Origin of the sequence: Phenylobacterium sp. CCH9-H3 (assembly GCF_001557235.1) — a bacterium.
GTDB lineage: Bacteria > Pseudomonadota > Alphaproteobacteria > Caulobacterales > Caulobacteraceae > Phenylobacterium.
Map to the genome: position 1 here is coordinate 13,755 of NZ_LSJI01000125.1, position 17,337 is coordinate 31,091.

Genomic DNA, 17,337 nt, shown 5'->3' on the forward strand with positions numbered 1-17,337 from the left:
CACGGCCGGCGAAACGATCGGCCTTCAGGAAGGAGTACCCCCATGAAGCTTCTGGCTGTGCCGGCCCTGGCCGCCCTCGCCTTCGCCACGTCCGCGGCCGCCGGGCCGCTGGCGACCACCTCGATCGCCGTCTCCCCCGCCGGGCTCGACCTTTCGACGGCGGCGGGCGCCGAGGCCATGGCAGGGCGCCTGGATCGCGCGGCCGTGCGCGCCTGCGGCGCCTCCTCGTTCAGCGTCCGCGAGTACCAGGCGGCGGTCCGCCGCTCGGCTTGCTACCGCGACGCCATGGACGAGGCGCTGTCGGTGCTGAACGCGCCGGCAGTGAGCGCCGCGCTCCGTGAGCGCGCCGCCCCCGCCGGCGATCGCTAGGCCCTACTTGGCGGCCGGCTTGGCCGCCTGCACTTCGATTTCCGCATACATCCCGGGTCGCACCAAGCCGGCGACCTGGGAGGTGATGCGCGCGGGCTTGGTCTTCAGCGGCCCGTAGAATTGGTTGTAGCCTTCCATCATGCCGGCGAAGTCCATGCCGCCGCCCTTGGCGGGGTCGCCGACCAGCAGCACCCGCATCATGACCGTGTCGCCCAGCTCATAGCCCTGGGCCTTCATGATCCCCTGGATCTTGGTGAGGATGCTGATCACCTGGGTCTTGGTGTCGCCGAAAGGCGTAGCCGCCGGCGCGCCGGGAACGACATCGGGCGTGATGCCGCTGACGTACAGCATGTCCGAACCGGCCGGCACCTTGACCGCGCTGGAGATGAAGCCGTTCGACGGGTTGATGTGGACGTTCTGGGCGTTGGCGGCGCCCGCCGCGAGCGTGAGCAGGGCGGCGGACAGCAGAATCTTGCGCATGGTTCTCCCCTCGGAAAAAAAGCTTCAGGCCGCGGGCCGGTCGGTGCGGCGTTCCGCGACCGACTGTGACACGCGGGTCGCGATCAGGCCTAGCGTCCGTTGCGCGGAAAGCACCGCGCCTTCTTGCCAGCCCGGCATCTGGGACAGGTGGGCGCCTGAGAAATAGACGCGGCCGTGCGGCTGGTTCAGCAGCCGGTACGCGGGATCGTCCAGGTGGCCTTCCTGGCCGCCGACGCCGTTCCATGCGGGCCAGGGACCCAGGTTGAACGGGATCTTGCTCCAGTTCACCACCACCGGATTGGTGAGTTCGCCCTCGTGGCCGGGGTGCAACCGCCCGACCACGCCGCGGGCGATGGCGACCTGCTCCTCTAGCGGCCGCGCGGCGAAACCCCTGGCGTTCGGGCCCGAGCCATAGCAGGCCAGCAGCATTCCGCGGGCCGTATGCAGCCCGTTCGACGGGTACCAGACCAGCCCGGTGTCCCCGCCCACGAACGAGATGCCGCCGAAGATCTGCTGCTTTTCCCAGAAGCGCGGCGCGTCGAAGCCGATCTTGTTCGAATAGTCGTAGGGCACCGAAGCGATGGCGGCCTTCACCGGCTTGTCGAAGTTGTTGTCGATGCGGTTCAGGACATTCAGCGGGATGGTGACCACGGCGAAGTCGGCCTGGGCGACCTGGTTCGGGCCTCCCGACCGATCGCGCCAGGCCACGGCGACGCCCGCCGCCGTCTGACGAATCTGCAGCACCTCGGCGTTCAGGATCAGCGGGCTGCGAATCGCCTGCTGGAAGCCGGTGGCGATCCGATCCATGCCGCCCACGGGCTGGAACATGGTCGCCTGCATGTAGACCACGTCCTCGAACAGGGTCGACCACAACTGGTCGTTGGCCAGCAGCTCCTTCAGCGGCACCGGATCGCGGCCCTTGCCGAACTGCGAGGCGGCGCCCGGAAGCTGGGCAAAGCCCGACCGCTCCGTGCCCTTGAAGGCCATGCCGCCGTCCAGATCGCCGTAGACCTTCAGGAACGGCAGCAGCCGTTGCTTGTCCTCGGCCGTCAGGTCCTGGTCCAGCGCCCCCTTGTTCAGGGCCTTGGCCAGAAGTTCCGAGATATAGCCGCGGGTGTCGTTGACGCCCTGACGCATCTGGATCGGCTTGCCGCCGTTCGAGGCGGCGGACCAGAAATAGGCGCTGCGGCTGGAATTGATCTCCACTTCGAGCGGCACGCCCAGCTTGGTGCAATAGCCCAGCACGCCCTCGTGGTGACTCGGGATCCGGGCCGGCCCGGCGTTCATGTAGAGACCGTCGGAGAACGAGACCGTCTGGGTCGCCTCGCCGACCATTTCGACCTTGGAGCCATCGCGGAGCGTCCAGTTGCGCCCGCCGACCCGATCGCGGGCTTCCAGGACCGTCACGGCGAATCCGGCCCGCTCGAGCTCATAGGCCGCCGTCAGGCCAGCGATCCCCGCGCCCAGCACCACCACGCTCTTGCCGGCGCCGAGGTTGGCCGGCAGTTGCAGGGGCCCGGCCTTGGCCGGTGTCGCCATCAGGCCCAGGCTGACCATGGCGGAATAGGCGGCCCCGTAGCCGCCGACGGCCCCGAGTCTGTGCAGGAAACTCCGACGGCTGACACCCATGACCCGCTCCGCGACGCACCGCCCCGCCGCACCCGGCGGGCGGCCTCAGACGCCTCGGCGGCGCCTTGGCTGACAAGACGGGCGATCAGGATTCGAGCAGTTTCGACGCAGTTGTCGGCGTGGCAGGCAGTCTGCGCGCGAGAATTCATCAACTGACGCTCACGTCAGTTTTGCGACAACCGAATTCGCCGAAGTTGCCGATTCTGCATGATTGTCAGTTTCAGTAATCGTGCTTCATCGAATGGCGGGCGCGCAAATATTTTCATCATGCAACAAATGCATGCGCGAGCGTCGTGCCGGGTCTTATTGACTCACGACACCCCGCACGCGGTGCTCCACCGCTATCAGACGGCGCCGATGCTTAAAGGCCGCCGTCAATAGGGGGATGACGCCGAGAAGGGCCCACATCGAAAACGAGGGGGTCCATAGTGAAGAGAATGTTTGCGGGCGCGAGCGCCCTGGTCCTGGGCGTCGCCATGGCGGGCGCGGTCCAGGCCGCAGACGCGGAGGGGGCCGATCCGGCTGAACTCGACGCGGTCATCGTGACGGGGACGCGGACGACAGGACTGCGCGCCGTCGACAGCCCGGCTCCGATACAGGTGCTGGACGACACCGCGCTGCAGCGGGTCGGCCAATCCGACCTGATCCAGGCCATCGCCCAGAACGTACCGTCCTTCAACGCCCAGGCGTTCGGGGGCGATACGGCGAACCTCACCCTGTCCGCCAAGCTTCGCGGCCTGTCCCCCAACCATGCGCTGGTGCTGATCAACGGCAAGCGTCGCCATGGCACCGGCAACCTGGCTGTGCTCGGCGGTCCGTTCCAGGGCGGCGCGACGGCCGACCTCAACTTCATCCCGCTTTCCGCAGTCGACCACGTCGAAGTGCTGCAGGAAGGCGCCGCGGCCCAGTACGGCACGGACGCCATCGCCGGCGTCATCAACATCATTCTGAAGGACCAGCCGCAGGGCGGGACCATCATCGCCTCAGCCGGCAAGTACATGAGCGGCGGCGGCGACACGCCAGCCATCGCGGCGAACATCGGCTTCGCACCGATCGAGAACGCCTACCTGAACCTGACCTTCGAAAGCCGCTACCACGACTACAGCTTCCGCGGTGATGTGGATCCGCGCGCGTTGAACACCCCGTTCAACATCAACTCGACCTCGCGGCTGTCCCGCTATCCGCAGCTCGTGAACCACCCGGACTACCCGTACGTGAACAACATCACGGGCGACGCCGAGTATCGGCTGCACATCGGCTCGTACAACTTCGGCTACGAATTCGCGAACGGCGTCGAGCTCTATTCCTTCGGCACCTACGGCCACAAATTCGGCCAGGCCTGGGAGAATTGGCGCACGCCGAACCTGGTGGTGGGCCGCGACGGCTCCATTCCGCGCCCGCTCGGCTTCCAACCCCGCGAAGTGCTGATCGAGGACGACTACGCCGCCACCTTCGGCATCACCGGCAAGGCGGGCGAATGGACCTGGGACCTCGCCTCCACCTACGGCAAGGACTCGATCGACATCGAGACGCGGAACAGCATCAACCGCTCCCTCTACATCGACACCTCGACGGCCACGACGCCCGGATCCTCGCCGACCGACTTCTATGCCGGCTCCTTCATCGCCAGCCAGTGGACCACCCAGCTGGACCTCGCCCGCGAGTTCGACATCGGTCAGGCCGGGCCGATGACCCTCGCGCTCGGCGCCGAGTACCGGGAGGACAAGTACGAGATCAAACCCGGCGACGAGGCGTCCCGCTACAAGGAAGGCTCCCAGTCCTATCCGGGCTTCGCGCTGACGGACTCGGGCAAGCACGGACGCCACAGCTATGCGGCCTACGCCAACGTCGCGCTTCAGCCCACCGAGCCGCTGAAGATCGACCTGGCCACCCGCTACGAGCACTTCAGCGATTTCGGCGATACGATCGTCTTCAAGGGCACGGGCCGCTACGATTTCAGCGACATGCTCGCCATCCGCGGCACGGCCAGCACCGGATTCCGGGCTCCGACGCTGGCTGAGTCCTTCTACTCAGCCACCAACGTTTCGCCGACGGCGGCCTTCGTGCAGCTGCCGCCGAACTCTCCAGCCGCCGCGCTGGTGGGTGTGAACGGCCTCGACGCGGAAAAGTCCCGCAACTTCAGCGTCGGCTTCGTCGCCCACCCGGGCTACGGCATCACGGCCACGCTGGACGTCTACCAGATCACCGTGAAGGACCGCATCGTGGGCTCCGGCTCGCTGTTCGGGTCCGGCGGCGCGGTAAACATCCCGGCGGTTCGCGACGCCATTCTCGCGAACGGCAACGTCCTCGACCCGACGGTGACGATCACCGGCATCACGATCTTCACCAACGGCCTGACCACCCGGACCCGCGGCGCGGAGTTCGTCCTCACGACCTCGACCGACTTCGGCGATATGGGTTCGGTCCAGTGGTCGCTGATCGCCAACTACAACGAGACCGAGGTCACCAAGATCAAGGCGCCGCCGGCTCAGCTGACCGGCGCGTCCCTGTTCGACCTCACCGCGATCGCCAACCTCGAGACCGCATCGCCGAAGTATCGTCTCGTCGCCGGCGGGCTCTGGACCTGGGACCGCCTGTCCGTGAACCTGAAGCAGTCGCTCTACGGCCCGTCCTCGGGCTATTCGAGCCGCACGGGCTGCCCACTGGTCACGCCGGTCCTGCCGACCTGCTACAAGACCAAGATCAAGGCGGCCGTGATCACGGACCTCGAGGTCAGCTACAAGGTGATCGACGCGGTTAAGCTCACGATGGGCGCGAACAACCTGTTCAACGTCTATCCGGACCGCGTCAACGCCTTCCTGCGGGATGAGTACTTCCGCAACAACTCGAACGCCTATGTGACTCAATACCCGACGTTCTCGCCGTTCGGCATCAACGGCGGCTACTACTACGGCAAGGTGACGGTGACCTTCTAAGCCGGACTGATCGGAGAAGGCCGCCGGGTCCACCTCGGCGGCCTTTTTCGTGGGCCGGGGTCGGCGCAAAGAAAAAGCCGCGCCCTTATGAGGCGCGGCGAGTTCAGGGAGGAAACGCCCCGAAGGGCAAGGCCATCGTGGCCCGCCCCGCGCGGCGTTGGAACGGTCTAGCTGTTCGAAACGGCGGTTCGGTGACAGGCGCCGCGGAAAGAAGCGCGCTGCCCGCGAAACAGGCGCCGACCTAGAGGCGAAGGTCGGAGTCGTCCTTCGGGAGCATCGCCTTCACGTCGAACACGACGGCGTCTGGACGCCCGAAGGCGCGGATCCGCGCCGCCCCCAACTCGACGAACTGGCGGTGCGGCACCGCCACGACGATTCCGTCGTAGGCGCCCTGGGCCGGCTCGGCCAACAGGTCGAGGCCGTATTCGCGGCGCGCCTCGCCGGCCTCGATCCAGGGATCGCAGATATCGACCGCCACACCGTAGTCCGCCAGCTCGCGGACGATGTCGATCACCCGCGTGTTGCGCAGGTCCGGCGTATTCTCCTTGAACGCCAGGCCCAGGACCAGGACCCGGGCGCCCTTCACGGTCACGCCGCGGCGGATGATCTCCTTGACCAGCTCGCGGGCCACGTACCCGCCCATGCCGTCGTTGATCCGGCGCCCTGCCAGGATCACCTCGGGCCGATAGCCGACGCTCTCGGCCTTGTGCGTCAGGTAGTAGGGATCGACCCCGATGCAGTGCCCCCCGACAAGGCCCGGGCGGAAATTCAGGAAGTTCCACTTGGTCGCTGCCGCCGCCAACACCTCCTGGGTGTCCACACCCAGGCGGTGGAAGATGAGGGCGAACTCGTTGACCAGGGCGATGTTGAGATCGCGCTGGGTATTCTCGATCACCTTCGCCGCCTCCGCCACGCGGATCGAGCTGGCCCGATGGGTCCCGGCCCTCACCACGGATGCGTAGAGGTCGTCGACGAAGTCGGCCGCCGCCGGCGTCGAGCCCGCGGTCACCTTCACGATATCGGCCAGGCGGTGGTGCGGATCGCCGGGGTTCGCCCGCTCGGGGCTGTAGCCGGCGAAGAAGTCGCGGTTGAACGCCAGGCCCGAGATCTGGGCCACCAGCGGAACGCAATCCTCTTCCGTCGCGCCGGGGTAGACCGTCGATTCGTAGATCACCACGCCGCCCTTGCGGATGGCGCCTCCGACCGTCCGGCTCGCCGAGATGAGGGCCGACAGGTCCGGGCGCTTGTGCTCGTCGATCGGCGTCGGCACGGTGACGATGAAGACGTTGCAGCCGTCGAGCGCCGCGGCGTCCGAGCTGAACGTCAGGCGCACAGCCGCCTTCAGAGCTTCGGGCGACACCTCCAGCGTGCGGTCTTCGCCGCGCGACAGTTCGGCGATTCGCGCCGCCCCGATGTCGAAGCCGACGACGTCGTGCTCGGCGGCGAAGGCCACCGCCAGCGGCAAGCCGACATAGCCCAGGCCGATCACCGCGATCTTGGCCGGGCTCTGCGTGAAGGGGTTCTGCACCATGGCGCGGCTGACTAGCACGGTTCGGCCGCGAACCGCGTCAGTTCGCGGATCGCCAGATAGAGGTGATAGAGCGACGTGGCCGGCGAGGGCTCCTCGACGAAGCCGCCATCGGCGCGCATCCGCTCGCGCCAGACCCCGGGCGCAGGGGTGTCCAGATAGGCCGCCATCCCGTTGGCGCCCTGCAGGGCGGCGGCCGTGTCGCCCAGCGCCAGCGCGGCCTTCAGGTGCTCGGTCTGAGGCCAGAGACGCGCGGCGGCGTCGCGCACCGCCAGGTCGTCGGTCAGGGCGTCCACCGCCACGTTCCGCGCGGGATCGAAGCCGCGGCGTCCGACGGCGAACAAGCGTCGGGCGGTCGCCTCCGCCGCCGGGTCGCCCCGCGCCCTGCCCCATCGGACCAACAGCCATGCCCACTCGAACTGATGGCCCGGCTCGATCAGCCCCGCCGGCCCCGCCAACGGTCGCCAGGCCTCGTCGAAGAACTCGCTCAGCGCCCCGGTCGCCGGGTCGATGAACCGGTCGAGCGCCAGGGCCACCAACTCGTCCGCCAGGGCGCCCCAACCGGCGTCCTGGGAGGTCTCCTCCCAGGCCAGGGCGGCCTCCAGCAGGTGCATCTGGGCATTGGCCTGGAACGGGCGCGCCCCGGCCTCGCGGAAGCCGCCGGGCCCGTGCCGGAAGGCCTCCAGGCGCGCGCGCAGCGCCGTCGCCGCCTCCGCATCGCCCAGGGCCGCGAGCGCCAGCAGCACGAACGCGTGCTCGTAGAGGTAGGCCTGGGCGTCGATCGAGGCGCCGGTTGGGTCCAGGATCGCCACGAACAGCCCGTCGCCGCGCAGGGCGCGCCGCGTTAGCTCGTCCAGGCCGCGCCGAGCAACCGCCGCCCAGGGCCCGAGACCCTCCGCGGCGGCCGAAGCGAAGACGAAGGCCTGACGCGCCTGGACGCGGGTGCGGTAGCGCGGATCGTGCGGCGCGCCGGCCCAGGTCAGGGCTTCTCGGAAGGCGCCCGTGCGAGGATCGACGCCGACGCCCGCCCAGAGCGGCAAAGCGGCCTTGCTCAGCCAGGCGTCGTACCACGCGGAGGCGGCGCGCAGGTCGGCGAAGCCATCGTGCGGCGGGCGGTTTTCGCGGGCGGGCGGCAGCGGGCGTCTCCATCGCGGCCCGACGGACCACGCGCCTCCCCTATCGCCTTCCCGGCCAATCGCAAGCGCCTTGCGAAGCTCACAACGGGTAAGACGATGGGCGCGCGTCCGGCGACGCGCCGAAGGCCCAATTGCCCTTGGCCGCCGCTGAGGCTAAAACCCATTAAGTATAGGGGCTGAGTACGTTTTTCGTGCGGTGGATCCGGTGGGATCCTTAGGCGAGCAGCGCGCGCAGGCCAAGGCCGATGCAGGTCCAGAGCGCCAGCGACGCACCCGCGCCGATGGCAAGGCCCATCCCGACCGGAAGGCGGCGGGCCGTCTGGACCTCTGAAACCCGACTGACCAGTTCGACGGAAACGTCGGACGGCATGCTTCTGACCTCGATACCGCCCACTTCTCGGGCTGTGTCACATTAAATACCCACGACGGTGAATAGTTCGTTTGGGAAGAAGGCTAACAAGACGCCAACATGGGTCCTGGGGAGGTCCCCCGTGCTGGCTTGGGCAAGACTGGGGTGTGGCTTCGGATGACAGACGTCGTCGCCAGGACTGTTGGCGCTGCTTCGCCCGCTGAAGAGTCGGCGGTTCGCGCCCTGCTGACCCCCGAGGCCGTCGATGTCGCCCACAGCTTCGGCAAGCGCGCCGTCGACATCGCCGGCGCCCTGGCCGCGCTGCTGCTCTTCCTGCCGCTGCTCCTATGCGTGGCGCTGGCCGTCCGGCTGGAGTCGGGCGGGCCCGTGATCTTCAAGCAGCGCCGCACCGGCTATGACGGCCGCATCTTCACGATCTACAAATTCCGCACCATGACCGTGGCCGAAGACTGCGGAAATGTGCGGCAGGCCACCCGAGGCGACGCCCGGGTCACCGCGATCGGCGCAGTGCTGCGCAAGCTCAGCCTGGATGAACTGCCCCAGTTCCTGAACGTCCTGAAGGGTGACATGTCGCTGGTCGGCCCGCGGCCGCATGCGCTGGCGCACGACGACTACTACGGCCGCCAGATTCCAAGCTACGCCGACCGCTTTCGCGCCAAGCCCGGCCTCACCGGTCTCGCCCAGGTGAACGGCCTGAGGGGCGAGATCCAGGACCTGCGCTGCATGCGCGACCGCGTCGCCGCGGACAACCTCTACATCGACAGCTGGTCGCTGGGCCTCGACATCGCGATCCTCGCCAAGACGGCGATGATCATATTCCGCGATCCCCAGGCCTATTGAGGCGCTCTTCGGGCGGCCGGTGACGATTTATCAACCCTGACTGCAACCGAACGGCCGCCTTCTCCGAATATAGTCAAGATTGCGCAGGTCTCGGGACGGGACCCGTGGCGCGGCTCTTGCTGCGGACCCTGCACAATCGACGGGGCGGTCGGGGAAAATGTCCGGTTTTGAGACGCGGTTTCGAGCAGACGACGACGCGGATCAGATTCGCGCGGCCTTCTACGGCTTCGTGGGCGCTCACGCGGCCGACGTCGATGGGGACGCCCACATCTCCACGGAGATCGACACCCACGGCCCCCAGCTCCGCGTACGGCTGTGGAGCGCCGAGGCGATGGACGCCTTCCTCCGCGATCTCTACGCCGTAGCGCGGCCCGACCGAAGGGCGTGCTATGAATAACATGGCCGGGTTCCGCGCTCACGCCGACGGCGCCAACTGGACGCCGGCCCCCGGGCAGAGGCCGCCGGTGAGCACGGCGCCCGACGCGGGTCCGGGCAAGGCGGCCGCCTGCGCCACGAGCCGCCGCAAACGCGCCTTCGACATCGTCATGTCGTTCGGCGCCCTCCTTGTCTTCCTGCCCCTCCTGCTGGCGATCGCGGGCCTGGTGCGCCTGGAAAGCCGGGGTCCTGCTCTCTTCCGCCAGCGCCGCACCGGGCTGAACGGCCGGATCTTCACCGTCTTCAAGTTCCGCACCATGACGGTCGCCGAGGATGGCGAGACGGTTCGCCAGGCGACCCGCGACGACGCGCGGGTCACGGCCGTGGGCGCCATCCTGCGCAAGCTCAGCCTCGACGAATTGCCCCAGCTCCTGAACGTCCTGCGGGGCGACATGTCGCTGATCGGTCCGCGGCCGCACGCCGTGGCCCATGACGAAGCCTGGAGCAAGGTCGTGGCGGGGTATGATCGCCGGTTCCGGGCGCGGCCCGGCCTCACCGGCTACGCCGCCGTCTGCGGCTTCCGCGGCGAGGTGAAGGAGCTGCAGGCGATCGTCGACCGGGTCGAATCCGATAACGAATACATCGACACCTGGAGCTTCGGCCTCGACATGAAGATCGTCTGGCGCACCCTGCCGCTGATCTTCAGCGACAGCCGCGCGTACTGACCGCCGTTCCGCGGGTTAACGGATCGCTCAGCCGCGCCGCTTAGGGTCCCCACCGACAGGTTTGGGGATGCCAGTATGGCGGACGATACAGGCGCCTTTCGCGCCATCCAGCATGACGGCGCGACGCCGCAGCCTCATCGCCGCGGCCCGCTGCGGCCCGAGCGGCTGCAGCCCGTGCGCTCGCGTGTGTCCGGGGCGGGCATCGCCCGCCTCTTCCAGGCGGGGGACGCGGCCGCCCTGATGGCGGCCTCCTTCGCCGCGGGCCTTCTGATCGATCTGCCCAAGGTGATGTGGATCGGCGCGCCCCTGCTGGCGGTGCTGCTGCTGGTCGCCACCGGCGCCTACGCCATGAATTCCCGCGAGCGCTCGCGCCGCAGGTTCGGCCGCCTTCTGATCGCGGCGGCGGCGGCCGGCGGCGGTGCGGGCACGGCCTGCGGCCTCCTGGACCCCGCGTTCCCCGCCATCGGTTGCGCCGCCTGGGTCGCCGCCGCCGCCTCGGCGCTGGTCCTGTCGCACCTGCTGTGGGGCGCCATCCTGAAGGATCTGCGCAAGCGCGGCCTGCTCACGCCCAACCTCATCATCGTGGGCGGCACCGCCTCGGCCCAGCGGCTGATCAAGCGCGCCCTGAAGACCCGCGACGTGAACATCCTGGGCGTCTTCGACGATCGCCGCGACCGCGTGGGGCCCAAGGTTTGCGGCGTGCCGGTGCTGGGCAAGACCGCCGACCTTATCGACCACCGCATCCTGCCCTACGTGGACCGGATCGTCGTAACCGTGCCGCCCAAGGCCAGCGCCCGGATCGCGCAACTCCTCGAACGGCTCGCGCCGATCCCCAATCCGATCTTCCTGCTGCTGGACGACACGGACGATGAGACCGAGACGCAGGCCATCGGCCGCATCGCCGACTTCGACCTCATGCACGTCTCCGGCGCGGCCGAGCGGTCGGGCTATCTCCTGGCCAAGCGCGCCCTGGACCTGACCCTGTCGATCCTGGCGTTGATCGCGCTGGCGCCCCTGATGACCGCCGTCGCAATCGCTATCCGCCTGGACAGCCCCGGCCCGGTCTTCTTCCGCCAGCGCCGCCACGGCTACATGAACGAGGAGATCGTGGTCTGGAAGTTCCGCTCGATGCGCGTGGAGGCTTCGGACCACAAGGCGGCGCGCCAGGTCTCGGCCGACGACGACCGCGTCACCAAGGTCGGCCGCTTCATCCGCAAGACCAGCCTCGACGAACTGCCGCAGATCTTCAACATCATCACCGGCGAGATGTCGGTCGTTGGTCCCCGGCCTCACGCCATCGGCATGCTGAGCGGCGGCGCCGAAGCCTCCAAGCTGGTCGAGACCTACGCCCACCGCCACCGCATCAAGCCCGGCCTGACCGGCTGGGCCGCGGTCAATGGCTCTCGGGGCCCGGTGGATACGGCCGAAGACGTCCGCCGCCGCGTCGCCCTGGACCTCGAATACGTCGAGCGCCGCTCGTTCTGGCTCGACATCGCCATCATCCTGCGCACCGCCCCCTGCCTCCTGGGCGACAGCGGCGCGGTGCGATAGGGGGCGACTAGCGCTTGTTCGGAGGGAACGTGAACCCGAACGGCTTCAGGACCAGCAGGATGTATATCAGGACGCCCAGAACGATCAGGAACGACACCAGCCCCTGCCCCTCGTTGCCGAACCAGTTGGCGACGGCGCAGCCGACGGCGGGCGGTAGGTAGTGGAGGATCGTGTCCTGGGGTTCACCAGGTTGCACCGACCTGTGCAGAAACAGCACGACCAGTCCGCCGAAGATGGCGACGGTGATCCAATCGTAGACGGTTTCCACGTTCTGCTCCCCCAACCTATCCGCGTTTCCTAGCAGGATAACGCCCGTGTGCAATCGCACGCGACGGTGCGACACCCAGCACCTCCCGATGTGGAGGCTCGAAACAGATTAGCAATTTCCATGCCTCGCACACCGTGCGCTCGGTTGATAACGCCGACCGGCGCAAGGTATCCAATCAACGATGTATGCGCTTGGGATTTGCGGCGGACCGGTCAGGCGGTGCGCTCATGATCGGCCGACGCAAATCTAGGAAGAGCTCTTGACCTCCAGGCCAGTGAACGATGCCGAGGCGAGTGCGGCGGCGACCTTCGCGCACCGGCTGGAGACCTTCGGCGACGCGATCGCGGTCGTTACGGAGGACGGGGAGTCCGTAAGCTACGCGGAGCTCGCGCGAAGAGCGGACGACTTTTCGGCTTCGCTCGGGACGGATCGCCGCCTGGTTCTGGTCGAGGCTGCAAATCAGCTGCCGCCTCTCGTGGCCTATCTTGGCGCGCTGCGTGGGGGGCACGCCGTCATACTCGCCGCGGCGCGGGGCAATACCGATGCTCTGCGGGAAACGTTCAATCCTGACGCACGCTTTGCGTGGGATGGCGGCGAGTGGTTGCTCCAAACCCAGGCCCCCACAGGACACCTCTTGCACCCCGATCTCGCGGTGCTGCTGTCCACCTCGGGCACCACGGGGGCCACGAAGCTCGTGCGTCTTGCCGGCTCCGCCGTCGAGGCCAACGCGGCCTCAATCGTCGAGTACCTGGGGATCACCTCGGCAGACCGCGCCATAACCTCGCTTCCATTCCACTACAGCTACGGTCTGTCGGTGGTGAACTCCCACCTTTCCGTAGGGGCCACACTGCTCCTTACCGAGCGGTCGGTTGTCGACGTGGATTTCTGGAGGTTCTTCGAAGCGCGTCAGGGGACCTCGCTGGCCGGCGTGCCCTACACCTACGAGTTGCTGGAACGCTCGGGCTTCCTGGACAGCGCCCCGCCGTCGCTCCGCACGATGACTCAGGCCGGCGGCCGCCTTCCACCGGAGACGGTGACGCGGTTCGGACGCTGGGCGGAGGAGCGCGGAATCCGATTCTTCGTGATGTACGGCCAGACCGAGGCGACCGCACGGATGGCCTACCTGCGTCCAGATGAAGTGCTGAGCCGCGCCGGCGACATCGGCAGGGCCATTCCGGGCGGTGAGTTCCGGCTGATCGACGCAGACGGGGAGACGGTAGAGACGCCCGACACGGTGGGCGAACTCGTCTATCGCGGGCCGAATGTGATGATGGGCTACGCGACGCGGCCCGAGGATCTCGCGCGCGGCGCCGAACTCACGGAGCTCCATACGGGGGACCTAGCCCGCCGCGACAAGGATGGTGTGTACCGCATTGTCGGGCGCAAGAGCCGGTTCGCCAAGATCTACGGCCTTAGGGTCAGTCTCGACGACGTCGAGGCTCAACTCGGACGTCTCGGCCATCGCGGCGTGGTCGTCAGCGACGATGTAGCCATCTACGTGGCGCTCCTGAACGGGGGCGACGCTGACCGGGTCGGCGAGCAACTGAGCGCCACCTACAAGCTGCCCCCCAATGCGTTCCGGGTCGAAATCTGGAACGAGTTGCCGACGCTGCCATCCGGAAAGATCGACTACCAGTCGATCCTGCGGGAATCCCGGGCGCGAGCGAGCGCCGCCGCCAGCGGCGCCGCGCCGGATGGTCGCCACGCGATCGAAGCTGCGTTCGCTCAGGCGTTTCCACGCGTGACGGTCGGGTCCGACGACACCTTTGTCGGGCTCGGCGGCGATTCCCTGAACTATGTGAATCTATCCCTCGCTATCGAGGGCGCGCTCGGCTTCCTCCCCGACGAGTGGGAGACGCTTTCGATCGGTCGCCTCTGCGCCATGAAGCCTCGCGGAACGCCGCTGCGGTGGTGGAGCCTGCGGACCATCGAGACGGAAGTCGTCATCCGGATGCTGGCCATCCTGGCGGTCGTCGTGAACCACGCCTCGGCATTCGTTGTCGGAGGCGGCGCTGAGGTCCTCATGATTCTCGCGGGGTACAACCTCGGTCGCTACCAGAAAGCCAGGCTCGCCCAGGGCAAGGGATTCAGCGTCGCGCTCGCGTTTGCGCAACGCATTCTGCTTCCCTACTACGCGATCCTGGTCGCCTATCTAATCGCGAAGCGCTCGTTCGACCTGCCGTCGCTGCTTCTCGTCAGCAATTTCTCCGGGCGCTTCGGGTCGCTGATCGAGCCGTTCTGGTTCATCGAGGCGATCTTCCAGGCGTTCGTTGTCGTGGCGCTCTTGAGCCTGTTCAAACCCGTGCAGCGTACGATCGCCTACGATCCCTGGCGCTTCGGGCTGATCTGCCTCGTCGCGGCGTTCTGCCTGAAATGCCTCGCGACCAATCTCCTCGATCACGCCCACCTGGAAAACAGGACGCCGGACGCCACGCTGTACCTGATCGCGCTGGGCTGGTGCTTCAATGAGGCGAACACGCAGAGCCGGCGATTGATCCTCACCGCCGCGATGGCGGGCCTTGTGGTGCTGCAGGTGGTCGGTATACCCGGCTTCTTCGACGCCTACCCGCCGCCCACCAGCTACTCCCATGCGGCCTGGCTGGCGCTCTGCGCCGCCGGGCTGTTGTGGGTGCGCCGCCTCCTCCTGCCGAACCTCGTCCATCGCATCGTCGGCGATATCGCGGCTGCCAGCTTCTACATCTATCTGACGCACGTGGTTGTCCTCTGGCTGATCTACTGGCGTTTGGGCTTCCAGGACCTCTTCACGAACCTGGCCGCCTCGGTGGCGCTCGGCCTCGTGGCCTGGTGGGTCGCCAGTCGCGCGGAAGAGCTGAGGGGCCCCAAGGCCCTTCGGCCCGCGCTGTAGGCGCGGCGGGCATGGCGCAGCCTCATCGAGGCCCCGGCCGCGTCGCAGCGCGCCGCACGGCCGTCGCCCTTCTGGCGTTGCTGACGGGCTGTGGCTCGCTCGGCGGCGAGGCCGGCTCCGCCTACGCTCGAGCCGGCGCCCTCGTACGCCTGCCGGATGGACGTCAGCTCAACCTTCGCTGTAGCGGCTCAGGCAGTCCGACCATCCTGCTCGAATCCGGGTTCGGAGCCAGTTCCTCGGCCTGGTACAAGGTCCAGCCAGCGCTGGCGCGGACCACGCGGGTCTGCGCCTATGATCGGGCGGGCTCGGGCTTCAGCGATCCGGGCCCTCTGCCCCGCGATGGCGGAGCCATAGCCCGGGATCTGGAGCAGGCGCTGGCGGCCGCACGAATCAAGGGGCCGTTCGTGATCGTCGGCCACTCCGCCGGCGGTCTCTATGCCCGGGTGTTCGCCGCCCGCCAACCGCGCGACGTGGTCGGCCTGGTGCTGCTCGACACCACCGTGGAGCGCCGGGCGCCCCGGCCCGTCGGCGATGGCCTGGATGGAATTCGGCGGCGTGTTCAACGGTGTCTGGCGGTGTCGGAGCTTCAACCCCAGCCCGCCGACTCGGACCCGCAATGGAGTGGCTGCCTACCCGCCAAGGGCGATGCCCACGCCCGCGAGGTGGCCCGGCGGCCCGACACCTGGCGAAACCAGCTCTCGGAGCTGGACAGTATCTTCGGACGCACCTCGGACCAGGTTTTCCGGGCCGCGGGCGTGCTGCGGGACATCCCGCTCTATGTGGTCACGGCCTCGGACACCGCCGCGGCCGCACCATCCTATGGCTTCGACAAGCCGCAATCCGTGCTTGTCCTGCAGCATCAGGCGATCGCCCGCGCAGCCGATGCGGGCTCGCAGCAGACGGTGCTCTCGTCCCACATGATCATGTTCGACCGGCCCGATGTCGTCGTATCGGCCGTCGAGGAAATGGTTCGCGCGAGCCGCGCCGGCCGGGCGCCACAGCCTCTCCCGCCCGCGGAGACGGACCTGCCCTCGACCGACGAGCTCTTCGGTCCGCCGGGCGCGCCGATCGATCCGCTTCGGCCGCCGGGCGGCCTTTGAGCCGGAGTTGCTAGTCCAGCCTGGCGAGCTGTTTCAGCCGGCGGGCTTCGCGCGCCGTCATGCACTTGGGCGCGGTCCAGCGCTCGCCCTTGGCTGCGGCTGCATCGGCCTTCACGAACTCGGTCTTGCCGAACTCGCGGGCGAACGCCCGGCGGGTCATCGCCGAGTTGTCGCAGATGTAGACGGTCCGCCCGGCCTCGGCCGAGCCGCTGGTGGCTTTCGAATTTTCGCTGGAGATGGCCGGTCCGGCCGCCAGGGCCGACAGGATGGCCGCGCAGATCATGGTCCGCATCGATGTTCCTCCTAAAGGCGGCTGAACGCCGCTCTTGGAGGCAAACCCTACTCCTTAACAGCAATATGCGAAAGTTTTACGACGAGCCCGCGACAATTCGCGCTCAGGTGCAGAAGCGTCGATGTCATCGACTCCTTGCCGACGCTTCATCGAACTGTCGCCGCGGCGCCAGATACTTGCCGGATTGCTGATGGAGGACGACGCCAGGAACGCCTGCGGATCGTCTACGCGGGAGGAGAGCCGCTGCATGCGGTACGGCGTTGTCCGAGCGTCACCGGAACTTCCGCCCCCGAGCGTGCAGCGACGGCTGGTCGAAGCGATCGGCTGCGATGTCGTGCTCGAAGAGGGGTCAACGGCAAGTCCTCCTCGCCGCAACCTGATGAATGTCTTGATGGGCCTGAAGCGGGGCGACGAAGTTCTCGTCCATGGCCTGGAAGCCCTCGACGCCACCACGGGCGAGCTCGCCAAGCTGCTCCGGCGATTCTTCGAGGTGGGCGTGACACTGCGCATCGTCGGCGGATCCCGGGCCGAGGTCCTGGCGCCGGATGGCGCGATCCCCCGGGTCCTGGCCCTGCTGGCCGACCATGAGATGCGCCGCCCGGCCCGCGAAGCCGGCCGCCGGCGGCGCGGGCCCGCGGACGCCGGCCCGCTGACGCAGCACCAGCTCAAGTTCGCCCGCGACATGCACCGGCGGGGCCATTCGATGCGGGCCATCGGCCTGCTCTTCCGCCTGACCCCGAACGAGGTGGCGCGCCTGCTACGCAGCCAGCACGCAGTTACGCCGGACCTCGACGCCGAGGCCTGAGCCGGCGGGCGGAAGCCGGAAAGGCCGGTCGAGACGGAAGGTCACGACCGGCCAGGAAGCCCGAACT

General features: G+C 68.0%; 16 protein-coding genes. 9 read left to right on the forward strand and 7 right to left on the reverse strand.

Annotated features, from left to right (window positions below; all coding sequences use genetic code 11):
- The first annotated feature begins 42 nt into the window (after window positions 1-42).
- Window positions 43-369: a UrcA family protein gene (locus AX721_RS12505; RefSeq protein WP_068876343.1), complete on the forward strand. Its 327-nt coding sequence runs from the start codon at window positions 43-45 to the stop codon at window positions 367-369.
- A gap of 3 nt (window positions 370-372) precedes the next feature.
- Here the strand turns inward: AX721_RS12505 and AX721_RS12510 are convergent, their stop codons facing one another.
- Both AX721_RS12510 and AX721_RS12515 read right to left on the reverse strand, forming a co-directional pair.
- Window positions 373-849: a RidA family protein gene (locus AX721_RS12510; protein WP_068876344.1), complete on the reverse strand. Its 477-nt coding sequence runs from the start codon at window positions 847-849 to the stop codon at window positions 373-375.
- Window positions 850-873: 24 nt separating this feature from the next.
- Window positions 874-2,478, reverse strand: a complete 1,605-nt coding sequence (locus tag AX721_RS12515) for a flavin monoamine oxidase family protein (protein ID WP_082765300.1) — start codon at window positions 2,476-2,478, stop codon at window positions 874-876.
- A gap of 437 nt (window positions 2,479-2,915) precedes the next feature.
- On the opposite strand from AX721_RS12515, the gene AX721_RS12520 reads away from it, so the two are divergent.
- Window positions 2,916-5,414 (forward strand): TonB-dependent siderophore receptor, encoded by a 2,499-nt coding sequence (locus AX721_RS12520; protein WP_068876345.1) that lies wholly within the window; start codon window positions 2,916-2,918, stop codon window positions 5,412-5,414.
- Window positions 5,415-5,655: 241 nt separating this feature from the next.
- Here AX721_RS12520 and AX721_RS12525 read toward each other — a convergent pair whose 3' ends face one another.
- The 3 genes from AX721_RS12525 to AX721_RS27380 all read right to left on the reverse strand — a co-directional run bounded on the left by AX721_RS12525 (window position 5,656) and on the right by AX721_RS27380 (window position 8,448).
- On the reverse strand, window positions 5,656-6,963 hold the full coding sequence (locus tag AX721_RS12525) for a nucleotide sugar dehydrogenase (protein WP_304440890.1): 1,308 nt from the start codon (window positions 6,961-6,963) through the stop codon (window positions 5,656-5,658).
- Window positions 6,957-7,982, reverse strand: coding sequence for an AGE family epimerase/isomerase (locus AX721_RS12530; RefSeq protein ID WP_068876347.1), 1,026 nt, complete (start codon window positions 7,980-7,982; stop codon window positions 6,957-6,959). Before AX721_RS12530 ends, AX721_RS12525 begins: the two co-directional genes overlap by 7 nt.
- A 310-nt stretch (window positions 7,983-8,292) precedes the next feature.
- On the reverse strand, window positions 8,293-8,448 hold the full coding sequence (locus tag AX721_RS27380; RefSeq protein WP_156467149.1) for a hypothetical protein: 156 nt from the start codon (window positions 8,446-8,448) through the stop codon (window positions 8,293-8,295).
- A 156-nt stretch (window positions 8,449-8,604) separates the two neighbouring features.
- Between AX721_RS27380 and AX721_RS12535 the strand changes: the two genes are divergently transcribed.
- The 4 genes from AX721_RS12535 to AX721_RS12550 all read left to right on the forward strand — a co-directional run bounded on the left by AX721_RS12535 (window position 8,605) and on the right by AX721_RS12550 (window position 11,939).
- On the forward strand, window positions 8,605-9,288 hold the full coding sequence (locus tag AX721_RS12535) for an exopolysaccharide biosynthesis polyprenyl glycosylphosphotransferase (RefSeq protein ID WP_255355300.1): 684 nt from the start codon (window positions 8,605-8,607) through the stop codon (window positions 9,286-9,288).
- A 157-nt stretch (window positions 9,289-9,445) separates the two neighbouring features.
- Complete coding sequence (locus tag AX721_RS12540) at window positions 9,446-9,685, forward strand: hypothetical protein (RefSeq protein WP_068876348.1); 240 nt, start codon at window positions 9,446-9,448, stop codon at window positions 9,683-9,685.
- Window position 9,686: 1 nt separating this feature from the next.
- Window positions 9,687-10,388: a sugar transferase gene (locus tag AX721_RS12545; protein ID WP_082765303.1), complete on the forward strand. Its 702-nt coding sequence runs from the start codon at window positions 9,687-9,689 to the stop codon at window positions 10,386-10,388.
- Window positions 10,389-10,463: 75 nt separating this feature from the next.
- A complete protein-coding gene (locus AX721_RS12550; RefSeq protein ID WP_082769845.1) occupies window positions 10,464-11,939 on the forward strand; it encodes an exopolysaccharide biosynthesis polyprenyl glycosylphosphotransferase in 1,476 nt (491 codons plus the stop codon).
- 7 nt (window positions 11,940-11,946) lie between these two features.
- On the opposite strand, the gene AX721_RS12555 is transcribed toward AX721_RS12550, so the two are convergent.
- The gene (locus AX721_RS12555; protein WP_068876381.1) at window positions 11,947-12,207 is read right to left on the reverse strand and encodes an XrtV sorting system accessory protein; all 261 of its coding nucleotides are present in this window, start codon (window positions 12,205-12,207) and stop codon (window positions 11,947-11,949) included.
- A gap of 259 nt (window positions 12,208-12,466) precedes the next feature.
- Here AX721_RS12555 and AX721_RS12560 point away from each other — a divergent pair, with 259 nt between their 5' ends.
- Window positions 12,467-15,073, forward strand: a complete 2,607-nt coding sequence (locus AX721_RS12560; RefSeq protein ID WP_068876349.1) for an AMP-binding protein — start codon at window positions 12,467-12,469, stop codon at window positions 15,071-15,073.
- 11 nt (window positions 15,074-15,084) lie between these two features.
- Window positions 15,085-16,173 (forward strand): alpha/beta fold hydrolase, encoded by a 1,089-nt coding sequence (locus AX721_RS12565; RefSeq protein ID WP_068876350.1) that lies wholly within the window; start codon window positions 15,085-15,087, stop codon window positions 16,171-16,173.
- A 10-nt stretch (window positions 16,174-16,183) separates the two neighbouring features.
- Here AX721_RS12565 and AX721_RS12570 read toward each other — a convergent pair whose 3' ends face one another.
- Complete coding sequence (locus AX721_RS12570; RefSeq protein WP_068876351.1) at window positions 16,184-16,465, reverse strand: hypothetical protein; 282 nt, start codon at window positions 16,463-16,465, stop codon at window positions 16,184-16,186.
- A 391-nt stretch (window positions 16,466-16,856) separates the two neighbouring features.
- On the opposite strand from AX721_RS12570, the gene AX721_RS12575 reads away from it, so the two are divergent.
- Window positions 16,857-17,270, forward strand: a complete 414-nt coding sequence (locus AX721_RS12575; RefSeq protein ID WP_068876352.1) for a hypothetical protein — start codon at window positions 16,857-16,859, stop codon at window positions 17,268-17,270.
- The last annotated feature ends 67 nt before the right edge of the window (window positions 17,271-17,337 follow it).